The organism is Mesorhizobium sp. LNHC209A00, assembly GCF_000502915.1.
In the GTDB taxonomy this organism is placed as follows: domain Bacteria; phylum Pseudomonadota; class Alphaproteobacteria; order Rhizobiales; family Rhizobiaceae; genus Mesorhizobium.
In genome coordinates, this window is record NZ_AYWT01000006.1 from 159,784 (window position 1) to 177,814 (window position 18,031).

The 18,031-nt window shown below is 60.2% G+C and carries 13 protein-coding genes and 3 pseudogenes; 6 read left to right on the forward strand and 10 right to left on the reverse strand.

Annotated elements, in window-relative coordinates:
* Positions 1-11 precede the first annotated feature (11 nt).
* Positions 12-1,475, forward strand: a complete 1,464-nt coding sequence (gene betB, locus X739_RS149160; protein WP_023771534.1) for a betaine-aldehyde dehydrogenase — start codon at positions 12-14, stop codon at positions 1,473-1,475.
* A gap of 6 nt (positions 1,476-1,481) precedes the next feature.
* On the opposite strand, the gene X739_RS149155 is transcribed toward betB, so the two are convergent.
* The 4 genes and pseudogenes from X739_RS149155 to X739_RS149150 all read right to left on the reverse strand — a co-directional run.
* On the reverse strand, positions 1,482-3,716 hold the full coding sequence (locus X739_RS149155) for a mannose-1-phosphate guanylyltransferase/mannose-6-phosphate isomerase (protein WP_023771533.1): 2,235 nt from the start codon (positions 3,714-3,716) through the stop codon (positions 1,482-1,484).
* A gap of 157 nt (positions 3,717-3,873) precedes the next feature.
* A pseudogene (locus X739_RS1000000168080) lies at positions 3,874-4,529 on the reverse strand (hypothetical protein); the annotation flags it as partial.
* Positions 4,530-4,584: 55 nt separating this feature from the next.
* Positions 4,585-5,611, reverse strand: a pseudogene (locus X739_RS01000000166195) (phosphomannomutase/phosphoglucomutase); the annotation flags it as partial.
* Positions 5,612-5,678: 67 nt separating this feature from the next.
* Positions 5,679-6,263, reverse strand: a pseudogene (locus X739_RS149150) (phosphomannomutase/phosphoglucomutase); the annotation flags it as partial.
* A 392-nt stretch (positions 6,264-6,655) separates the two neighbouring features.
* On the opposite strand from X739_RS149150, the gene X739_RS149145 reads away from it, so the two are divergent.
* Positions 6,656-6,889 carry a hypothetical protein gene (locus tag X739_RS149145; RefSeq protein WP_023774750.1) on the forward strand — a complete coding sequence of 78 codons (234 nt, stop codon included), beginning with the start codon at positions 6,656-6,658 and terminating at the stop codon, positions 6,887-6,889.
* A 216-nt stretch (positions 6,890-7,105) separates the two neighbouring features.
* On the opposite strand, the gene X739_RS1000000169970 is transcribed toward X739_RS149145, so the two are convergent.
* Positions 7,106-7,789, reverse strand: coding sequence for a hypothetical protein (locus tag X739_RS1000000169970; protein WP_051410593.1), 684 nt, complete (start codon positions 7,787-7,789; stop codon positions 7,106-7,108).
* A gap of 35 nt (positions 7,790-7,824) precedes the next feature.
* Positions 7,825-8,631: a hypothetical protein gene (locus tag X739_RS1000000169975; protein WP_198026148.1), complete on the reverse strand. Its 807-nt coding sequence runs from the start codon at positions 8,629-8,631 to the stop codon at positions 7,825-7,827.
* Positions 8,632-9,284: 653 nt separating this feature from the next.
* On the opposite strand from X739_RS1000000169975, the gene X739_RS149140 reads away from it, so the two are divergent.
* The 3 genes from X739_RS149140 to X739_RS149135 all read left to right on the forward strand — a co-directional run bounded on the left by X739_RS149140 (position 9,285) and on the right by X739_RS149135 (position 12,934).
* Positions 9,285-9,509: a hypothetical protein gene (locus tag X739_RS149140; protein WP_023774751.1), complete on the forward strand. Its 225-nt coding sequence runs from the start codon at positions 9,285-9,287 to the stop codon at positions 9,507-9,509.
* 761 nt (positions 9,510-10,270) lie between these two features.
* Entirely contained in the window at positions 10,271-10,945 is a 675-nt protein-coding gene (locus tag X739_RS0134485; protein WP_023774752.1) for a response regulator transcription factor, read from the forward strand.
* A 561-nt stretch (positions 10,946-11,506) separates the two neighbouring features.
* Positions 11,507-12,934, forward strand: a complete 1,428-nt coding sequence (locus tag X739_RS149135) for a glutamate-1-semialdehyde 2,1-aminomutase (protein WP_023794934.1) — start codon at positions 11,507-11,509, stop codon at positions 12,932-12,934.
* A 169-nt stretch (positions 12,935-13,103) separates the two neighbouring features.
* Here X739_RS149135 and X739_RS149130 read toward each other — a convergent pair whose 3' ends face one another.
* The 3 genes from X739_RS149130 to X739_RS149120 are packed head-to-tail and all read right to left on the reverse strand — an operon-like array spanning position 13,104 to position 15,861.
* On the reverse strand, positions 13,104-13,757 hold the full coding sequence (locus tag X739_RS149130; protein ID WP_023794935.1) for a PIG-L deacetylase family protein: 654 nt from the start codon (positions 13,755-13,757) through the stop codon (positions 13,104-13,106).
* A complete protein-coding gene (locus tag X739_RS149125) occupies positions 13,754-14,569 on the reverse strand; it encodes a sugar phosphate nucleotidyltransferase (protein ID WP_023774755.1) in 816 nt (271 codons plus the stop codon). The genes X739_RS149130 and X739_RS149125 overlap by 4 nt, the downstream gene beginning before the upstream one ends.
* On the reverse strand, positions 14,566-15,861 hold the full coding sequence (locus X739_RS149120) for a class I SAM-dependent methyltransferase (RefSeq protein ID WP_023794936.1): 1,296 nt from the start codon (positions 15,859-15,861) through the stop codon (positions 14,566-14,568). The genes X739_RS149125 and X739_RS149120 overlap by 4 nt, the downstream gene beginning before the upstream one ends.
* A 315-nt stretch (positions 15,862-16,176) precedes the next feature.
* Here X739_RS149120 and rfbC point away from each other — a divergent pair, with 315 nt between their 5' ends.
* The gene (gene rfbC, locus X739_RS149115; RefSeq protein ID WP_023774757.1) at positions 16,177-16,725 is read left to right on the forward strand and encodes a dTDP-4-dehydrorhamnose 3,5-epimerase; all 549 of its coding nucleotides are present in this window, start codon (positions 16,177-16,179) and stop codon (positions 16,723-16,725) included.
* Here rfbC and X739_RS149110 read toward each other — a convergent pair.
* Entirely contained in the window at positions 16,720-18,030 is a 1,311-nt protein-coding gene (locus X739_RS149110) for a DUF4910 domain-containing protein (protein ID WP_023794937.1), read from the reverse strand. The genes rfbC and X739_RS149110 overlap by 6 nt on opposite strands.
* Position 18,031: the final 1 nt, after the last annotated feature.

Sequence of the window (18,031 nt, forward strand, 5' to 3'; positions counted from 1 at the left end):
GGAGACTTCCCATGCGCGCCCAGCCCACGGCTTCGCACTATGTCAACGGACGCTATATCGAGGACGAAGGCGGCGCGCCGCTGCCGGTGATCTATCCGGCTACGGGTGAGACCATCGCCATGCTGCGTTCGGCGACGCCGAACGTGCTGGAACTGGCGGTCGAGGCCGCCCGCGCCGCACAGCCGGCCTGGGCGCGCCTCAAGCCGGTCGAGCGCGGCCGCATCCTGCGCCGAGCCGCCGACATTTTGCGCGCCCGCAACGCCGATCTTGCCCGCATCGAGACGCTCGACACCGGGAAGGCGATCCAGGAGACGCTGGTGGCGGATGCACCTTCCGCCGCGGACTGCCTTGAATATTTCGCCGGCGCGGTCGCTGTCTTCAACGGCGAAGCGGTCGACCTCGGCGGGCCATTCGCCTATACGCGCCGCGAGGCGCTCGGCGTCTGCGTCGGGATCGGCGCCTGGAACTATCCGATCCAGATCGCCGGCTGGAAATCCGCACCCGCACTCGCCATGGGCAACGCCATGGTGTTCAAGCCATCGGAAAACACGCCGCTTTCGGCGCTGGCGCTGGCCGAGATCTACTCGGAAGCCGGCCTGCCCGACGGGCTGTTCAACGTCGTGCAAGGCTATGGCGACGTCGGCGCCGGCCTTGTTGGCCATGATGTCGTCGCCAAGGTCTCAGTGACCGGCTCGGTGCCGACCGGGCGCAAGGTGCTGTCGCTGGCGGGCTCCAGGATGAAGCACGCGACGATGGAACTCGGCGGCAAGTCGCCGTTGATCGTCTTCGACGATGCCGATCTAGAAAATTCCATTGGCGGCGCCATGCTCGGCAACTTCTATTCGACCGGCCAGATCTGTTCCAACGGCACGCGCGTCTTCGTCCAGAGCGGTATTCACGACCGCTTTGTCGAGCGGCTGGTCGAGCGGACCAAGAAAATCCGCATCGGCGATCCGCTCGACCCGGAAACGCAGATGGGCCCGCTGGTCTCCAAGGCACAGCAAGACAAGGTCGTCGGCCATATCGAGGCCGGCAAGCTGGATGGGGCGACGCTGGCCTGCGGCGGCAATGTGCCGTCGCTGCAGGGCTTCCAGGGCGGCTTCTTCGTCGAGCCGACCGTGTTCACCGGCGTCACCGACACGATGCGGATCGCCCGCGAGGAGATTTTCGGCCCGGTCATGAGCGTGCTGAAATTCGACAGCGAGGATGAGGTGATCGACCGCGCCAACGACACCGAGTTCGGTCTTGCCGCCGGCGTTTTCACACGCGACCTGCCGCGCGCCCATCGCGTCATCGCCGAGTTGCAGGCCGGAACCTGCTGGATCAACGCCTACAATCTGACGCCGGTGGAAATCCCCTTCGGCGGCGTCAAGCAATCCGGCATCGGGCGCGAGAATTCGCTGGCGGCGCTGGCGCTCTATTCGCAGCTGAAGTCGATCTATGTGGAAACCGGGGACGTCGCCAGTCCGTACTGATCCCGCCTACTTCTCCGCCGTTCCATCCAGATACTGCGTCAGCGCACAGACCAAATGGTAGAAGATGCTCGCCGGCACGTCAGTTGCCAGCGAGCGGCCGCGTTCGTCGATGCGATCGATCCACAGGCCGAGCGGCGCCGGGTCGACGTGCCAGCGGAACAGCCGGCCGACCCTCGCCTCGATCTCCGGCTTCAGATCGGGACCGCCCGAGCCATCCAGCGCGATCGCCGCCTTGAGCGCCTCGGCCTGCGGCCAGCTGCGCGAGATCAGGTCGAGCGGCAGTCCTTGCCGCGAGACTGCGCCATAAGCAAGGCCAGTGGCCCGGTTGAGGCCATTGGCGACTGCCGAGGCGTAGAGTTTTCGGGCAAAGACGCTCAGTTCGGCCTGGCCGCTGCGGCCGGCGAAATCGACCAGCAGCGATGCCCATTCGAAGTGATGGCCAGGTTCGGTCCAGGTCCCCTTCTCTCCCGGTACCGGTTTCCATTCTGCATCGAAATACTCGCCGAGTGTCCAGCTCTCAGCGTCGAAGAAATGGCTGCGGAAGAGCTCGATGATGCGCGCCGCGCGACGCAGATGCGCACGCTCACCGGTTGCCTGGTGCCAGGCCAGGAAAGCTTCGAGCAGATGCATGTGCGGGTTGGAGCGTCGCTCGCCCGCTCCGTCCGAGGTGTCGAGGAAGCCGGTCATGCGGCTGTCCTCCAGATGCGCGTCAAGGAAGGCGAAGGTCTCTTCGCCGAGCCGCAAGGCGTCGGCATTGCCCGACATATGCGCATGCGCCAACGCCAGCAGAATGCAGGAATGATCGTAGGCGTCCTCGACCGGATCGGCGACGGAGCCATCGACATTCAGCGTGCGCACCCAACCGCCTCGTTCGGTGCGGCCCTGCCCCGCCATGAAGTCGATGCCATGCGCGATCAGCCGGTCGGCCGGCCCGGTCCAACCGCGCTCCTTGGCAACCGCGAAGGCATAGACCTGCCTGGCCTGGGTGCGCATGCGCTTGGGCTTGACAAGCGGCTTGGTGTCGAAACCCAGCGCCTCGTGAAAGCCACCGTGCCGCTCGTCGACGCCTGATGTCGACCACAACGGCAAGGTCTCCTGGAAGAGCCAGTGATGCACGCGCCGCCGCCAGGCGCCACTTTCGATGACGCGGTCATGCGCCGGCGTGAATCTGGTTTCCAGCCGTCCTGATTTTTCGAGTTGTTCGACGATCTTCTTGACGTGCTGGCTGTGGCTCACCGGGGCAACGAAAGTGGCATCCGCCGTCGAGACGATGGCAACGTCCTTCATGCCGATCGCCGACAGCAGGCGGCCATCGCTGCGGATATAGGAATTCTCGCAATCGATGGCGACGACATCGCCGACAACGACGTTGCCCCGGTCGTCGGCGGGACCGACATCGAGGAGCGATTGCCAGGAGCCGAGATCGTTCCAGCGGAAGCCGGCCGGCACCATGGCTATGTCTTTTGCCCGCTCCATGATGGCATAGTCGATCGAGTTCGACGGGATCGCCGCGTAGAGTTCCAGCGGCATATAGAGGCCGGACAGGTCCGTTGTGGCCGCCTCGTAAGCCGCTTCGGTAGCGTGCCAGATGTCGGGCTGGAATGTCTTGAAGGTGTCGCGCATGGCACCGGCCCGAAACAGGAAGATGCCGGTATTCCAGTAGAAATTTCCCGCCTTGAGATAGTCGTTGGCCTTCGCAAGGTCGGGCTTCTCGACGAAACGCGAAACGTCGAACACCCCGCCCCTCTCGGCCGATACCTCGATATAGCCGTAACCGGTTTCCGGCTGGGTCGGTTTGACGCCGAACACCACCAGACGGCCGGCGCGCGCCGCCTGCGATCCCGCCTCGATACTTTGCCAGAATTGCCCTGCTGTCGCTATTTCATGATCCGAGGGCACCACCAGAACCAGACTGTCGCCGAATTCCGACAGCGTGCGCAGGGTCGCCAGTGCGACGGCGGCGGCCGTGTTGCGTCCCGCGGGCTCGAACAGGGGGCCGCCGCCGGCAAGATCGAGACCGGCCAAGTCGGCATGGACACGATCGGCATGACGCTCCGAAGCGATCAGGAAGATCGGCGTTTCGCCAGCCGGTCTCGCCGTCAGGCGGCGCAAGGTCTTGACGAGCATGGAACCGTCGCCCGACAGATCGTGGAACTGCTTGGGATTGTCCTCGCGTGACAGCGGCCATAGCCGAGAGCCGACGCCGCCGCTCATGACAAAACTGACGATGCGCTGGCCCATGGATGCCCTGTCAAAAAGTCTGGTTGTAAGCGCCGACTTCCGGACTGCGGCGCAACACGGCGTCGACGGCATCGAACATCTGTCGGCGACGCTCGGACGAGACCGGACTTTCGACGACCACGACCAGTTCCGGCTTGTTCGACGAAGCCCGCACCANGGACTGCGGCGCAGCACGGCGTCGACGGCATCGAACATCTGTCGGCGACGCTCGGACGAGACCGGACTTTCGACGACCACGACCAGTTCCGGCTTGTTCGACGAAGCCCGCACCAGCCCCCAGGTTCCGTCCTCGGCAACGACGCGCACGCCATTGACGGTGACGAGGTCGCCGATCTTCTGGCCGGCAAAACTGGAGCCATCACGCTTCAGAGCCTGAAAATCGGAGACCACCCGTTCGACGACGCCGTACTTCACATCGTCCGCGCAGTGGGGGGACATGGTGGGCGTGCCGAAGGTCAGCGGCAGGCCCCGGTAGAGATCGGCCATCGAGCTGGCCGGGTTACGCTCCAGCATCTGACAGATGGCGATTGCCGTGACCAGTCCGTCGTCATAGCCGCGCCCGATCGGGNCCGGGTTACGCTCCAGCATCTGACAGATGGCGATTGCCGTGACCAGTCCGTCGTCATAGCCGCGCCCGATCGGGGGGTTGAAGAAGAAGTGGCCTGATTTTTCGAAGCCGGCGGCCGCGCCGAGTTCGGCAACCCGGCGCTTGATGTAGGAATGGCCGGTCTTCCAATAGTCGGTTACAGCGCCATTGGCGCGCAGCACCGCGTCGGTGTTGAACAGTCCGGTCGACTTGACGTCGACGACGAANCCGTTCGACGACGCCGTACTTCACATCGTCCGCGCAGTGGGGGGACATGGTGGGCGTGCCGAAGGTCAGCGGCAGTGCCCGGTAGAGATCGGCCATCGACCTGGCCGGGTTACGCTCCAGCATCTGACAGATGGCGATTGCCGTGACCAGTCCGTCGTCATAGCCGCGCCCGATCGGAGGGTTGAAGAAGAAGTGGCCTGATTTTTCGAAGCCGGCGACCGCGCCGAGTTCGGCAACCCGGCGCTTGATGTAGGAATGGCCGGTCTTCCAATAGTCGGTGACAGCGCCATTGGCGCGCAGCACCGCGTCGGTGTTGAACAGTCCGGTCGACTTGACGTCGACGACGAAGGTCGAACCCGGATGGAGCCGCGAGATATCCCGCGCCAGCATGACGCCGACCTTGTCGGCAAAGATCTCGTTGCCTTCATTGTCGACGACACCGCAGCGGTCGCCGTCGCCATCGAATCCCAACCCGACATCGGCGCCGGTCTCCAGCACCTTGTCTCGGATGGCATGCAGCATCTGCATGTCTTCCGGATTGGGATTGTAGTTTGGAAATGTATGATCAAGCTCGACATCGAGCGGGATCACTTCGCAGCCGATCCGTTCCAGCGCTTCAGGGGCAAAGGCGCCAGCAGTGCCATTGCCGCAGGCGGCAACCACTTTGAGCTTTCGTGTGATGCGCTTGTCTCGGGTCAGATCGTCGAGATACGTCTCTCGAAAGTCGGAAACGAGNCACTTTGAGCTTTCGTGTGATGCGCTTGTCTCGGGTCAGATCGTCGAGATACGTCTCTCGAAAGTCGGAAACGAGATCATAGGAACCGCCGCCAACAAGGTCGAAATCGCCGGCCAGTACGATCGCCTTCAGCGCGCTCATCTCCTCGGGGCCGAAGGTCAGCGGCCGCGCCGCTCCCATCTTGACGCCGGTCCAGCCATTTTCGTTGTGCGAGGCCGTGACCATGGCCACCGACGGCGTATCGAGCGCGAACTGCGCGAAATAGGCCATCGGCGACAGCGCCAGACCGACATCCTTCACCCGCGCGCCGGCCGCCATCAGCCCCGAAACCAACGCCAACTTGATGCCAAGCGAATAGGAACGGAAATCATGCCCGGTGACGATGTCGGGCCCGACGCCGAGACGCCGGANCCACTTTGAGCTTTCGTGTGATGCGCTTGTCTCGGGTCAGATCGTCGAGATACGTCTCTCGAAAGTCGGAAACGAAATCATAGGAACCGCCGCCAACAAGGTCGAAATCGCCGGCCAGCACGATCGCCTTCAGCGCGCTCATCTCCTCGGGGCCGAAGGTCAGCGGCCGCGCCGCTCCCATCTTGACGCCGGTCCAGCCATTTTCGTTGTGCGAGGCCGTGACCATGGCCACCGACCGCGTATCGAGCGCGAACTGCGCGAAATAGGCCATCGGCGACAGCGCCAGACCGATATCCTTCACCCGCGCGCCGGCCGCCATCAGCCCCGAAACCAACGCCAGCTTGATGCCAAGCGAATAGGAACGGAAATCATGCCCGGTGACGATGTCGGGCCCGACGCCGAGACGCCGGATCATCGTGCCGAGCCCCATGCCAAGCGCCTGGACGCCGATCAGATTGAGTTCCGGCGCGACCTGGCCAAACCACCAGCGCGCGTCATATTCCCTAAATCCGCATGCCTTGATCAGCGCAGAGGTTTCAAACGCGAACGTGTTGGGCCGGGCTTCGGAAACTAAATTCAGAGGCACGAGAGGAAACTCCGCAGGACGCAAACGACACACATTCGCTTGTCAAGGCGGTAGCTTACTGGAACCGTTCCTCAGGCCTATCTATCAGTTTGGCTGAGCCTGTCGCGACAGTCGACGAGCGTGGGTGTGGGCCCCTGAGCGGGCCGACACTGCTTTTGGAATGGCGATGAAGCGCGTTCCCGATAATGCAGGAGGGGGAGTCTCGGCAAGCGGTTCTGCCGGCCGATCAATGCTTTTAATATTTTGTGATCAACCCGATTTGGGTTCTCCACAACCGTCTCCGGTGGACCATCTGAGGTTGCTAGAATGTTGCGGGAGAATGCCCTAAGCAGCCGTGAGCAAGATGCAAACCCCGCTTTGACGAGCGGTTTGTTCTTAAGCGCGGATGCAAAATGCCACTGTTTTTTTTCGATGTCCGGGACGGCAAGTCCCATTTTCCCGACACGGAGGGCACCCATTACGTCGGTGCGCGCGAGGCCCGGGTAGACGCAGTCAGAATGCTGGTCGCCATGGCACAGGACGAAGTTCAGGGCGAGTTGCAAAGCAAGCTTTCGGTGGTCGTATCCGACGAAAGCCGTAGGCCCGTGATGGAAGCAAATATTGATTGCAATATAAAAGTCTTCTGAAAATCCGCAAAACCGGCATCAGCTTCGCACGGATGAGCTGCCCCGCAACGATATAGCCGTCGGATGCGCAGGTCAGGTCAGGCAGGCTTGTGGCGCCATCGTGTTGCACTTAATTCGGCAGAGCCCGCAGGCTGCGACCGGCTTTGGCGGCAACCCTCCTCTCCTTGCCAGACGACCGGCGCCCCAGCCAAGGGCGTTCGAGCCCAAGGTCGCCGGTTAATCAACATCGCCGTCCATTTTGAACATGACCGGGCCCTGACACATTGCCAGCAACCTGTGCCGTCGCAAAGCCAACTCGGCGGAACCGGAGTACACGACGTTGGCCGCGCCGTCGGCCGACGCCGGGCTAGATCGCTCGAATGCGGCAATGCCGCGCCGAGCACTGACTCTCGTGGCGCAAACGACTGCAAGCGCAATGAAAAAGAGGATACCTGGATCAGCGCTGCCGCCCGACACCGACATGGCAATTATGCTTGCAAGGGCAGCATTCCTGACGCTGGCCACGACGGCGTCTGTTTCTGGATCCACCCATTGCCGAACCGCCCCCAGCCCCCTAGCCAGGACACACAGCAGGCCCCCCATCATCAGCGACCCGAACAAGCCCAGTTGGGAAAGGACAGCGATCGGCCAACTCGATGCTCTTGAGCTGCCGAACCCCACACCCAGTCCGCTGGTATCGAGAAAAGACTGCAGGCTCTTTACATTCCAATAGGTGCGTTCATGGCCTGAGCCGGAATCCGCTTTGTTGATGATAGTGCTGTTGATCAGCCTGACGAACGGGTCAAACGCCTCGGTCCTGTAAAGACTTATGCCCAATATGGCAGTCCCGCCCAACACCATGAGAGCCATTATCAGTATCTCTTCGCCCTCGACTTTTCCCCTCAGGACCGAGACCAGCATCGACAAAGCAACCGGGATGCATAGCAGTATCAGCCCTACGTAAGCGGTCGATGAAGTCGACAGAATGGACAGGAAGAGCAGGATGGCAGACAGCCATTTGGCCAGCGGTGATTTCGTCTTCTCCAGTAGCTGTAGCAGAATGCCAGGCAGGCGAGCGAAACGCTGGCGAATGAAGAGGCCTCCGAAAAAGGCCCGGTGATCCGCACGAATCCTGCCTCCGTCGCGTTCGATATGATCGCGTAGTTGGCGGTTCTGATCGGGGCCAGCAGGTCTCCCGCGCCCACGTTCTTGCTGATGAAATCGAAGACTCCCATCCCCGCGTGGAGGCCGCACCACAAGAAGAAACCACGCCGGACCTGCTCGATCCGGTCGGAGTGCAGCAGCAGGGAGCAAAGCGCTATAGCGGCGAGTCCACCAAGAACGAAATAGCCGGTCTGAGAAATGTTGCCGGAAACCGGCGCCAAAGAATCTTCTATGACTATGCCGCGGGTCTTGGACTGCACGAATACGGCGGTCTGTCCCGCAAAGAACCTCGGAAACAGCCATGATCCGATGATTGCGTAAACCATGAGGCTTGTCAGAATCCAGACCGGCCGGATGCTTCCGAACACGAGTCCAAGATCAAGCCAGATACGGCGTCTTGCGGCGACGGCCGTGACAAGCAAGGCCGCGAACATAGTATAGATCAACGGAGATGACCCACCCAGAAAGGTCAGTGTCATGACCGCGGTCGCGCCGAAAGCCTGGGAAACGATCAAGCCGATGATCAGCATGCCCCTTGAATAGTAGGACGTGACCAAAATAGCCGCGCATATTAGCAATCCCGGCAGAGACACCTGCATGCCGACAAGTTCCCGCTTGGTTTGACCCTGTGACGCGGATACAGCGAGCTGTCCGATCGCTGATCTTTCGACAGCTGGATGTCCCAGGCAAGAGAGTCAAAGGGGGTAGCCTTCCACCGGCGAAGGGAGGAGCGCGCGAATGCTCGTCCCCATGTCGCTTCCGTGGCCTTGATGATCAAGGTGATGGTGCGCTCAACAGAGCTGCGGGCGGAATGATCGAGTGTCCCATCAAAGTTGCACTTGGTCGTGAACCCGTAAGATTGGTGGAAAAGTGCCTTCAGATCGACGGCGGTCACCTCATCACGAAGGAAAGCCAAGTGGGCATGGTCCATCGAGCAACCATGACCGCGTGAGCCGACCGTCGACAAGCTGCGACAAGTCTGTAGCGTTTATGAGCTTACGACCAAACACGCACCTGATCATCAAGCGAGAACAAAACAGGTGTGCGAAAGGAGCGGGAAACGGGTCATACCCTCCCGCGAATGGCTAAGCCTAGGTTCCGGCGGGCCCCCTAAAGAACGCCTCGACCCGGGAAGCCGACGATCTTACTACAGTCGCACGGCAGTTTTTGATTTCAGCCAGGAAACCCACTGTCAGGCTGACGCATAGTAGGCCGGGCAGCGGAGAATTCCACGATAGGGAGGAGAGGCGATATGACCAGCCAGGGAGTATATCGCGCGTTAGGGCTCAAGCAGGTTAGGAAACTCAAGGAGGTTTACGAGTGTGCACGGGCCGTGAAGGCCACCTACCCTGAGAGTCATATCGCCAGCAAAGCCGCCAAGAGGTTGATCGACGCCTTCGAAGCCGATGTCCAGAATGCCGGACCTGTTCTGGACGCATCTTGGCTGACCGAGAATGATCCCCAGGGGACCGCCTGAGCCCGAGCTGTACATAGCGTAGCTCTGTCGGTGTAAGTGCGGCGGCACCGTGTGCTGCTTCGGACCCTCATGTCCGCAAGGGATGCTGGCGGATTTGCCTTGCCCTTCCCAACCAAACGAGCTGGCATTTGCCACAGCGTCCAAGGAGCGCCAGGGAGATGCCCTACGCGGTCCTTTGCGCGAAGCAGGCGCTTAGATGACAGTGCCGGCGCCTATGCACTCCCCCGATGCTTTGGAGATACATGGCTTTTGACTGCCGGCGGGGCAAGCAGTCCTCGGCTACGCCTATGGGTGAGGACCGCCCAGGCCAGCCGTCTTCGGATGGTTCACCTTCAGAGCGTTGCGATGTCCTGCGATACTCAGACGCTCCACAACATCGACTGGCCAGCTCGCATGTTTACCCAAAACGGTAGCGCCTGCGGCGGCGCTAGCCGTTAGTGTTTTTCGCTGATTCAAAAATTTAACCAAATGTTAATCTAAGTTAGCGCTGGCTGATAAATAGCCCATAAGCTCAGGTTGTTCTGGTTGGGATTGGGAACAGGGAACAGCAGTGGGTGCAAGGCTGGGCAAATTCCAGCTGAAGCTCCCAAAACGGTGGGCGCTATTTTTCAATTTCTGAAGAACTGAAGAGTGAGGGGCTAATTGGGCCGCCGCAGGGCGGATCGCGTGGAAAAAGGGTGGGTAAGAGTATGGGCTCCACAGTAGAACTGCATAAACATACTTCGGCAGATCAGGCAGAAATCCCGGCGGGCGGAGCGGGAATGGTGCAACGAGCAGGCAGGGAATGTCTGCTCATCCTGGACGGAAGGGCGCTCGACCGCGAATGTCTCGCATCGGCTCTGGAAGACCACGATCTCGGCATGGCCGTCGAGGCCATGGGATCGATTGCCGAATGGCGCGCCAAAGAGGGAATGACCCTTGCAGCCATTCTCTTCAATCTGGGCGGCCGGAAAGTCACCGACCAGGGTATCGCGGACCAGATCAGGCGAATTTCGTGCGAGTTCAAGTCGGTCCCCGTAGTGATTTTGGCGGACACCGAAGACCTCGCACAGATATTGACGGCTCTCGAATGTGGCGCGCGTGGCTACATTCCAACCTCTGTAGGGATCGATGTCTGTGTCGAGGCAATCAATCTTGCGGCAGCGGGAGGCATCTTCGTTCCGGCAAGTAGCGTTCTGTCTATGCGGCACCTGATAGATTCAGGCAGCCGTGATGCGCCTTTGACCGGCATGTTCACGCTCAGGCAGGCTGAGGTCGCGCAGGCGCTCCGACGCGGCAAGGCCAACAAGATCATCGCCTTTGAACTGAACCTGCGCGAAAGCACGGTGAAGGTGCACATCCGCAACATCATGAAAAAGCTCAAGGCGACCAACCGCACGGAAGTCGCATACAAGGTCAATGATCTCTTCGCGGAAGGAACTGCGGCTGAACGGTGATCGCAATCCGCCGCCTTCCCTCAATGTACGATCGCGGTCTTATGTAGCGAACGCACCAAGCGGGTCGCGGTCAACGAAAAGCCCGCCACGGTAGCGACCCGGGCGGGCTTCATTCTGAGCGGCTACATCCCGGGGGAATCGACCGCTGCTAGCTGTTTACCATAAGGTTCCTTCCCGGGAATGGCGTGATCACGTGAGGGACCGCTATTTGGCAGGATCGCCTGGAATTTCCGGGATGTCCGGGTGAGGGATCGTACTTAGCAACAGCCGCGGCGCAATGCTCCTCAGCGCGTTTTCGCGCACGCCAAATTGTTCCCCCAGCTTCCAGCGTTGAGCCTAGTTCAAGCAACCTACGCTGGATTAGCTGCTCCCGGCATGGGGAAACGCTGCGCCAACTCATTCGCTTGCGCCTTGATGCTGCTTGTCAGTTGGCGCGTTTGCCGCACAAGACCGCACAATCGCGCCTTCTATCCACCATAAGTGCTAAACCGGTGACCTTATGGAGAACGCGAAAATCCAGGCTCAGACATCTAGACTTTCTGTCGAACTGGAGCAGTCCGCATGCCTGAGCAAAGCCTCTGTTTTCGCAAATCGGGACGCCTTCAAGAACGTGGCCGTGAGCTGATCCCAGGCGGCAGCCACACCTACGCGAAAGGCGAGGATCAGTATCCCATTCTCGCGCCGGGCTTTATCGAACGTGGTCTGGGGTGCCACGTCTGGGATGTCGACGGAAACCAATACATCGAATACGGCATGGGCAACCGTTCCGTCGGGCTGGGGCATGCATACCCAACGGTGCTCAGGGCGGTGGAGGCGGCGCTTGCCGGCGGAGCCAACTTCACGCGCCCCGCAAGGATCGAAATTGACTGCGCCGAAACCTTCCTTGAACTCGTCGGCGCGCAGATGGTAAAATTCTGCAAGGACGGATCGGACGCGACGTCAGGCGCCGTCCGCCTTGCCCGCGCCTACACGGGTCGCGATCTCGTCGCGTGCTGCGCCGACCACCCTTTCTTTTCGACAGACGACTGGTTCATCGGTACCACACCGATGAATGCGGGAATTCCAGAAGCGGTTCAAAACCTGACCCTCACCTTCCGGTACAACGACATCGCTAGTGTCAAGGCATTGTTCGACAAGCACCCGAGTAAGGTGGCCGCTCTGATCCTGGAACCTTCCCGTGGCGACGATCCGGCCGACGGCTTCCTGCATAATGTCCAGCGTCTTTGCCGGGAAAATGGCGCGCTGTTCATTCTCGATGAAATGATCACCGGGTTCAGATGGCATGCAGCGGGAGCACAAAGGCTCTATGGCATCGAACCGGACTTGTCGACGTTCGGCAAGGCTCTTGGCAATGGTTTTTCGATTTCTGCCCTGGCAGGCAAACGCGAATATATGCGGCTGGGTGGGCTCGAGCATACGGATCGCCCCCGTGTGTTTCTGCTGTCGACTACGCATGGCGCGGAAACCCACGCGCTTGCCGCGGCGATCGCGACCGTAGGGGTCTATCGGGACCAGCCCGTTATCGAACACCTGCACCATCAGGGAACGAAATTGAAGGAAGGTATCACGGAGGTTTCCAGACGCCATGGACTGGATCGGCACTTCAAAGTTGTCGGCCGTCCCAGTTGTCTCGCCTACGCCACGCTCGACCAGGACGGCAAGCCCTCACAGACATACCGTTCCCTGTTCCTGCAGGAGACGATCAAGCGTGGTGTGCTGATGCCATCTCTCGTTGTCAGCTACACGCACGACGACGCGGCGGTCATGAAAACCATAGACGCCGTCGATGGTGCTCTGGGCGTGTACGCGAAGGCCCTGGATTCGGGAGCAAGCCAATTTTTGGTTGGCCGCCCCTCGCAGATCGTGTTTCGTCGCTTCAACAATGGCGATGCACAGGCCCCGATACCGGCGGTCTCACAGAACCCTCGGCCAGCGAGCAGTAAGACCAAACGGCAATCAGAAACCCGCGGGCTCGTATCCACTTCATGAGCCGGTAACCCCGATCTGGCACAGCGTGGTGTCCCGAAAGTGTCGTGCGAAGATCGCCAACCACGTCGAGGATGGCTCCTGAAGGAAAAGCCCGACCCGAAGTCTTCCCCAGGATCCATGTGCCCCCTTGGCTCAGACAAGCCCTCAAGCAAATCGGGACGGAAATCCGCTAAAGAAGTCTGGCTTTTCTGAGTGTAAACGCTTCGGCGAAATGGTCCGGCGCCCTGCACTCCATCCCGCGCAATCTCGCCAGCCCCGCGAATGTGTCGCGGTCGAACCAGTCCTTGGAGCGCTGCGTGCCGAAGTGCTGTTGCAGTAGCTCGATCTTGCGTTCCAGCACTGCGGCAGAGAGCGGCACGTAGGCATTTGGCTGGCAAAGATCGCCATCCCATTTGGGAATCTCGTATTCGATCACAAGATGATCGCGAAAGACATTCCAGGTCAGTTGATTGACCTCCCTGTGGTCTTGATGGGCATCGAACCTAGCATGGGTCAGCACCAGGTCGGGATGGACGCGAGATCTTACATCTATCAACCGCTGCTTTATCGCCCGGCTATGGGCCGGGAAATAGCTGTCTTCGAAATCCGCGATGTCGATTACGGACGACTTCGATCCTTTCAGGAACGCCTCGGCCGAAGCGCGGGCCTCGACCGACCGCTGGCCGCCGGCGCTCAGCACACACCAGTGGACGTCCAGTTTCACCCCCGACGCGATCAGACCAAGGATAGTGCCGCCGGCGCCGATCTCGATGTCATCCGAATGGGCGCCAAGGCAGAGGATCGAGAGTTCCTCCCCGCCACGTGCGAGGCCAAGCCCTCTCACGAAGCGGCCATTACCAGACCGCGTCTGGTTTTTTCGGCGGTAACCTTTCTATTCCAGGGCATGTCGCCCCGTTCGACCATGTCTTCGAGCGATTGCCAATCGCGCAGCGTATCCATCGATCGCCAGAAGCCATCATGTTTGTACGCCATGAGCATGTTGTCGTCGATCAGTCGCCTGAAAGGTTCCAGAACGAGCTCCTCGCCATCGCGCATATAGTCGAAGATTTGCGGGCGGAACAGGAAGTAGCCGCCGTTGATCCAGATCTCCGAGGTATCGGTTGTGCGGAACTCACGCACGCGACCGTCTTCCGCGATATCGGCCAAATGGTATGTCAGTGGTGCGCGCACCGCGAGAAAACAACCGATCTTGCCGCTGGCTTCGAATTTCGCCACCACGTCGTCGAGATCGACGTTGGTCAGACCATCGGAGTAGTTGGCCAGGAACATCTTCTCGTTCTTTACCTGGTCCCTTGCCGCCCAGAGGCGTTCGCCGATATTGCGCCAGACCCCGGTATCAAGCAGGGTAATGCTCCAGTCCTTGACCTGGTCGCCGAGCAGTTTCACGTCTTGACCTCCCTGCGTGACCACGCAATCGGAAAAGGTCTGCGGCCGTGTGTTGAGGAAGAAATCCTTGATGACATTGGCTTTGTAGCCCAGGCACAAGACGAATTCATCATGTCCATAGTCGCTGTACCACTGCATCACGTGGCGCAGGATCGGCTGGTGGCCAAGCGGGATCATCGGCTTGGGTATACTGTCGGAATAGTCGCGGATCCGGGTTCCGCGACCGCCGCAGAAGAGGACAACTTTCATCTGCCTAACTCCGATGGATCGATCACCGCCACAAAAGGAATTGGGACCACAAACCTTGCACCCCAGGAGGCGACATGGCGCATCTGTTCGATGATCTCGTCCTTCAGGTTCCACGGAAGGATGAGGATGTAATCTGGCCGGGCTTCGTCGATGGCCTCGACGGATTTGATCGGGATATGCATCCCCGGTGTGAAGCGACCATGCTTGTAAGGATTACGGTCGACCGTGAAGTCGAGGAAGTCGGTGCCGATGGCGCAGTAATTGAGCAGCGTGTTGCCCTTACCTGGAGCGCCGTAGCCACAAATCTTCTTCCCTTCGTTCTTGGCCGAGATAAGGAACGCCAAGAGGTCGCGCTTGGCACGCTGCGCTTTGTGACCGAAGGAGGCATAGGTAATCATCTCCGTCAGCCCGTGGCGTTTTTCTCGGGCGAGAAGTTTGCCCACGCTGTCATCCACGCCCCAGCGACTGCCCTCATGGGCGAGATAGACACGCAGCGAGCCGCCGTGGGTGGGCAACTCCTCGACGTCGATCAGCCGCAATCCGTGGCGCGCCGCCATCAGTTCGATCGTCAGCAGCGAGAAATATGAAAAGTGCTCATGATAAATGGTGTCGAACTGATTCTCCGCCATCAGCCGCTCGATATGTGGAAACTCGAGCGTGACCACCCCCTGAGGTTTGAGCAGGATTTTCATCCCGGCGACGAAGTCATTGAGGTCCGGCACCTGCGCCAGGACGTTGTTGCCAATGATGAGGTCGGCGCAATGTCCTTCGCTCATCATCTGACTTGCCAACCGAACCCCGAAGAAGTCGACCCGGGTGGGTACACCTTTCTCGATCGCGGCGCGCGCAACATTGGCTGCCGGTTCGACGCCCAGTACAGGAACGCCCAGCGGCAGAAAGTGCTGCAGCAGGTAACCATCGTTGCTAGCGAGCTCGACCGCAAGACTGTCACGGCCAAGTCCAAGCCGTCTGGTGATGGCCTCGCAATACACTTTCGAATGAGCCACCCAGCTGGAGGAGAACGAAGAGAAGTAGGCATATTCGCTGAAAATGGTCTCGGGGCTCAGATACTCCTTGAGCTGCACCAGGTAGCAGGTGTCGCAGACAAGCACGTTGAGAGGATAGTAAGCTTCCATTTGGTCAAGCTGCTCGGCCTGCAGGAAGCTTTCGCAAGGTGGAGACATGCCTAGATCGACCAATGTGTGGCGCAGGCGCGACCCGCAGAGCCTGCAACCGACATTCCGGCTTGCCGCATTGTGACCGCGAACGGTTTCGATGGGCTGAATGTTCATTTCCCCGCTCCTATCCGCCGTCTAACGGAGACGCAGGCGCTACGCAGAACCCATGTCTGCCGCGCCTCCGTAGACAGATGACAGGTTAGGATCCGGCCCTCTCCGGTTCGATTTGCCAATCCGTCGGGTGCATTAATCCTTATAGCGAGCCGGCGGCGGCGATGCCGATACCAGGCTCGCCGAACGGGTAGTCAGCTGTCGTCCGCACGTACCGCTATCGGAGAGGCCAGCTAAGGCTTAGGTAGCCCTTACAGCGTGGGCTGGCGACGCTGACAATTGAGGCGGCAGTCTCACTCGGCGCCGGGGAGTCAACCCATGCAGTTTACCGAAACCGAGCTTCAAGGGGTCTGGGTAATCGAGCCTACTCCCATGCTTGACGACCGTGGTTCTTTCACCCGCCTTTTCTGTGAGAAGGAGATGGCCGATTGTGGTCTGGCGACGCGCTTTGTCCAGCACAGCCGGGCTCATTCGATCAAAAAGGGAACTCTTAGGGGGCTGCACTACCAGGAGGAGCCTTACGCAGAGGTCAAGCTGGTCTCCTGTGTCCGCGGCGCGATTTTTGATGTCGTCGTGGACCTGCGCCCGAATTCGTCGACGCGCTACAAATGGCTCGGTTTCGAGCTGACTTCCGAAAACATGAAGCAGCTCTATATCCCTGCCGGGTTCGCCCACGGCCTCCAGACCCTAACCGACGGCACCGAGGTCTCGTATCTCATATCACAGTTCTATACGCCCAACGCTTCGACCGGCGTTCATTACAATGACCCCACCTTGTCCATCGGATGGCCCTTGATGCCGACGGCCATGTCGGAAAGGGACAAAAGCTGGCCCCTTATCAGACGGCGAACCGCAACGGCCTCATAAGGCTACCAGGAGCTCATGTTCTAACAGCAGTTTGGCAGCGGCGGCCAGTTCCTTGAAGGGCAGGTTCGAGCGCTCCGCCATGGCCAGAAGCGAATGCTGCCCGTCGGCGAGGTTCAGCACCCAAAGCAGGGACATCGACGTCGCGCCCGACGACTTCTGCCCTCCCACGGCTGCATAAAGGCCGCGTTTGCCGAGCTGCGGCTCGCCCTTGGGCAAGCGGTTCAACGGCGTCCAGTCCTCTTCGACAATGTCGATCACCTCCATCAAGATGCGGAAGGAATCCTCGAGATGCTCTGGCCTGATGAAGTCAAGATTGTCGGCCGAGGTGTGGTATTCGGGAAATGTGCCGTGGACGCTTCGCTGGAACATGCCGACCGGAAGATTGAAGCCCGGCGAACAATATTGCCGTTCGTCATAACCGTAGGGGGAGAAATCCATCAGCTTTGCCCCGGCTCGACGCCCCAGCACGTGGGACATGGCTCGGTCAATAAAGGCGTCCCCACGGCGGCTGCGCTTGTATGCCGGGTCTCCTGAATCACCAACGCATGACAGCACGAGACCGTGGTCGATGAGACATGTACGGTCCTCGTTGCGCGACAACCACGCGAGCGCGCCGATCGTGCCGGGAGCGAATAGGAAGCGGTAGCTGTATCGTGTCTTCCTTGCCTTAAGACTTCTCGCCAGCATTGCCAGCAGCGCCAAGCCCGAACAGTTGTCGTTGGCAAGTGAGGGATGGCAAATGTGCGCCGAGAGGAGGAATTCCCGCTCGGTCTGACCGCGGTGCAAGTATTCGCCGTATGTGAGAGTGCCGTCCTCGAGCTCGGCGTCGATCTCCACACGGTAGAAACCGTCGGGCAGGTCGGCCACACGCACATGGGCTGCGCAGAAGCCCCAGGTCGGGGCGTAATAGCTGGTGCGGTAGGGGATCAGCTGCGGCTGTTCGGGCAGAGTATGAATGTGCGGCCTCAGCTCGGCGAGCGGCAGGATGCCCTTGAACGGCAAGCTGTAGTTGACGACGTGCAGGTTGGAATCCGCAAAATCGAGGACCGTCTGTCCGTCCGGGCCTGTGATGGTTGCAGAGCGTATGTTCCATTCCTTTGGAACGGTCCAGTCGAACAGCTGCGTCCCGGTGGGCACTTCGTGCCGTTGCAGCTCGATATGCTGCGAAAGGACATCCAGCGTTGCTCGCACGCCGTTTCCGGTGATGCTCCGGCAGATAGGAAACAGACGTTCGGCCAGGGCATAAATTTCGTGACCGACTCCGGTTGCCGGCGGGCCGATCCCGGCGGGGTTCAGGTGTTCCATC

Excerpts from the sequence above, each read along its gene's own strand:
- X739_RS149140 (WP_023774751.1), top strand. The coding sequence starts at position 9,285 with ATGACCAGCCAGGGAGTATATCGCGCGTTAGGGCTCAAGCAGGTTAGG.
- X739_RS1000000169970 (WP_051410593.1), bottom strand. The coding sequence starts at position 7,789 with ATGCTGGTCTCGGTCCTGAGGGGAAAAGTCGAGGGCGAAGAGATACTG.
- X739_RS149135 (WP_023794934.1), top strand. The coding sequence starts at position 11,507 with ATGCCTGAGCAAAGCCTCTGTTTTCGCAAATCGGGACGCCTTCAAGAA.
- rfbC (WP_023774757.1), top strand. The coding sequence starts at position 16,177 with ATGCAGTTTACCGAAACCGAGCTTCAAGGGGTCTGGGTAATCGAGCCT.
- X739_RS149120 (WP_023794936.1), bottom strand. The coding sequence starts at position 15,861 with ATGAACATTCAGCCCATCGAAACCGTTCGCGGTCACAATGCGGCAAGC.
- X739_RS1000000169975 (WP_198026148.1), bottom strand. The coding sequence starts at position 8,631 with ATGCAGGTGTCTCTGCCGGGATTGCTAATATGCGCGGCTATTTTGGTC.
- X739_RS149145 (WP_023774750.1), top strand. The coding sequence starts at position 6,656 with ATGCCACTGTTTTTTTTCGATGTCCGGGACGGCAAGTCCCATTTTCCC.
- X739_RS149110 (WP_023794937.1), bottom strand. The coding sequence starts at position 18,030 with ATGGAACACCTGAACCCCGCCGGGATCGGCCCGCCGGCAACCGGAGTC.
- X739_RS149155 (WP_023771533.1), bottom strand. The coding sequence starts at position 3,716 with ATGGGCCAGCGCATCGTCAGTTTTGTCATGAGCGGCGGCGTCGGCTCT.
- betB (WP_023771534.1), top strand. The coding sequence starts at position 12 with ATGCGCGCCCAGCCCACGGCTTCGCACTATGTCAACGGACGCTATATC.
- X739_RS149125 (WP_023774755.1), bottom strand. The coding sequence starts at position 14,569 with ATGAAAGTTGTCCTCTTCTGCGGCGGTCGCGGAACCCGGATCCGCGAC.
- X739_RS0134485 (WP_023774752.1), top strand. The coding sequence starts at position 10,271 with ATGGTGCAACGAGCAGGCAGGGAATGTCTGCTCATCCTGGACGGAAGG.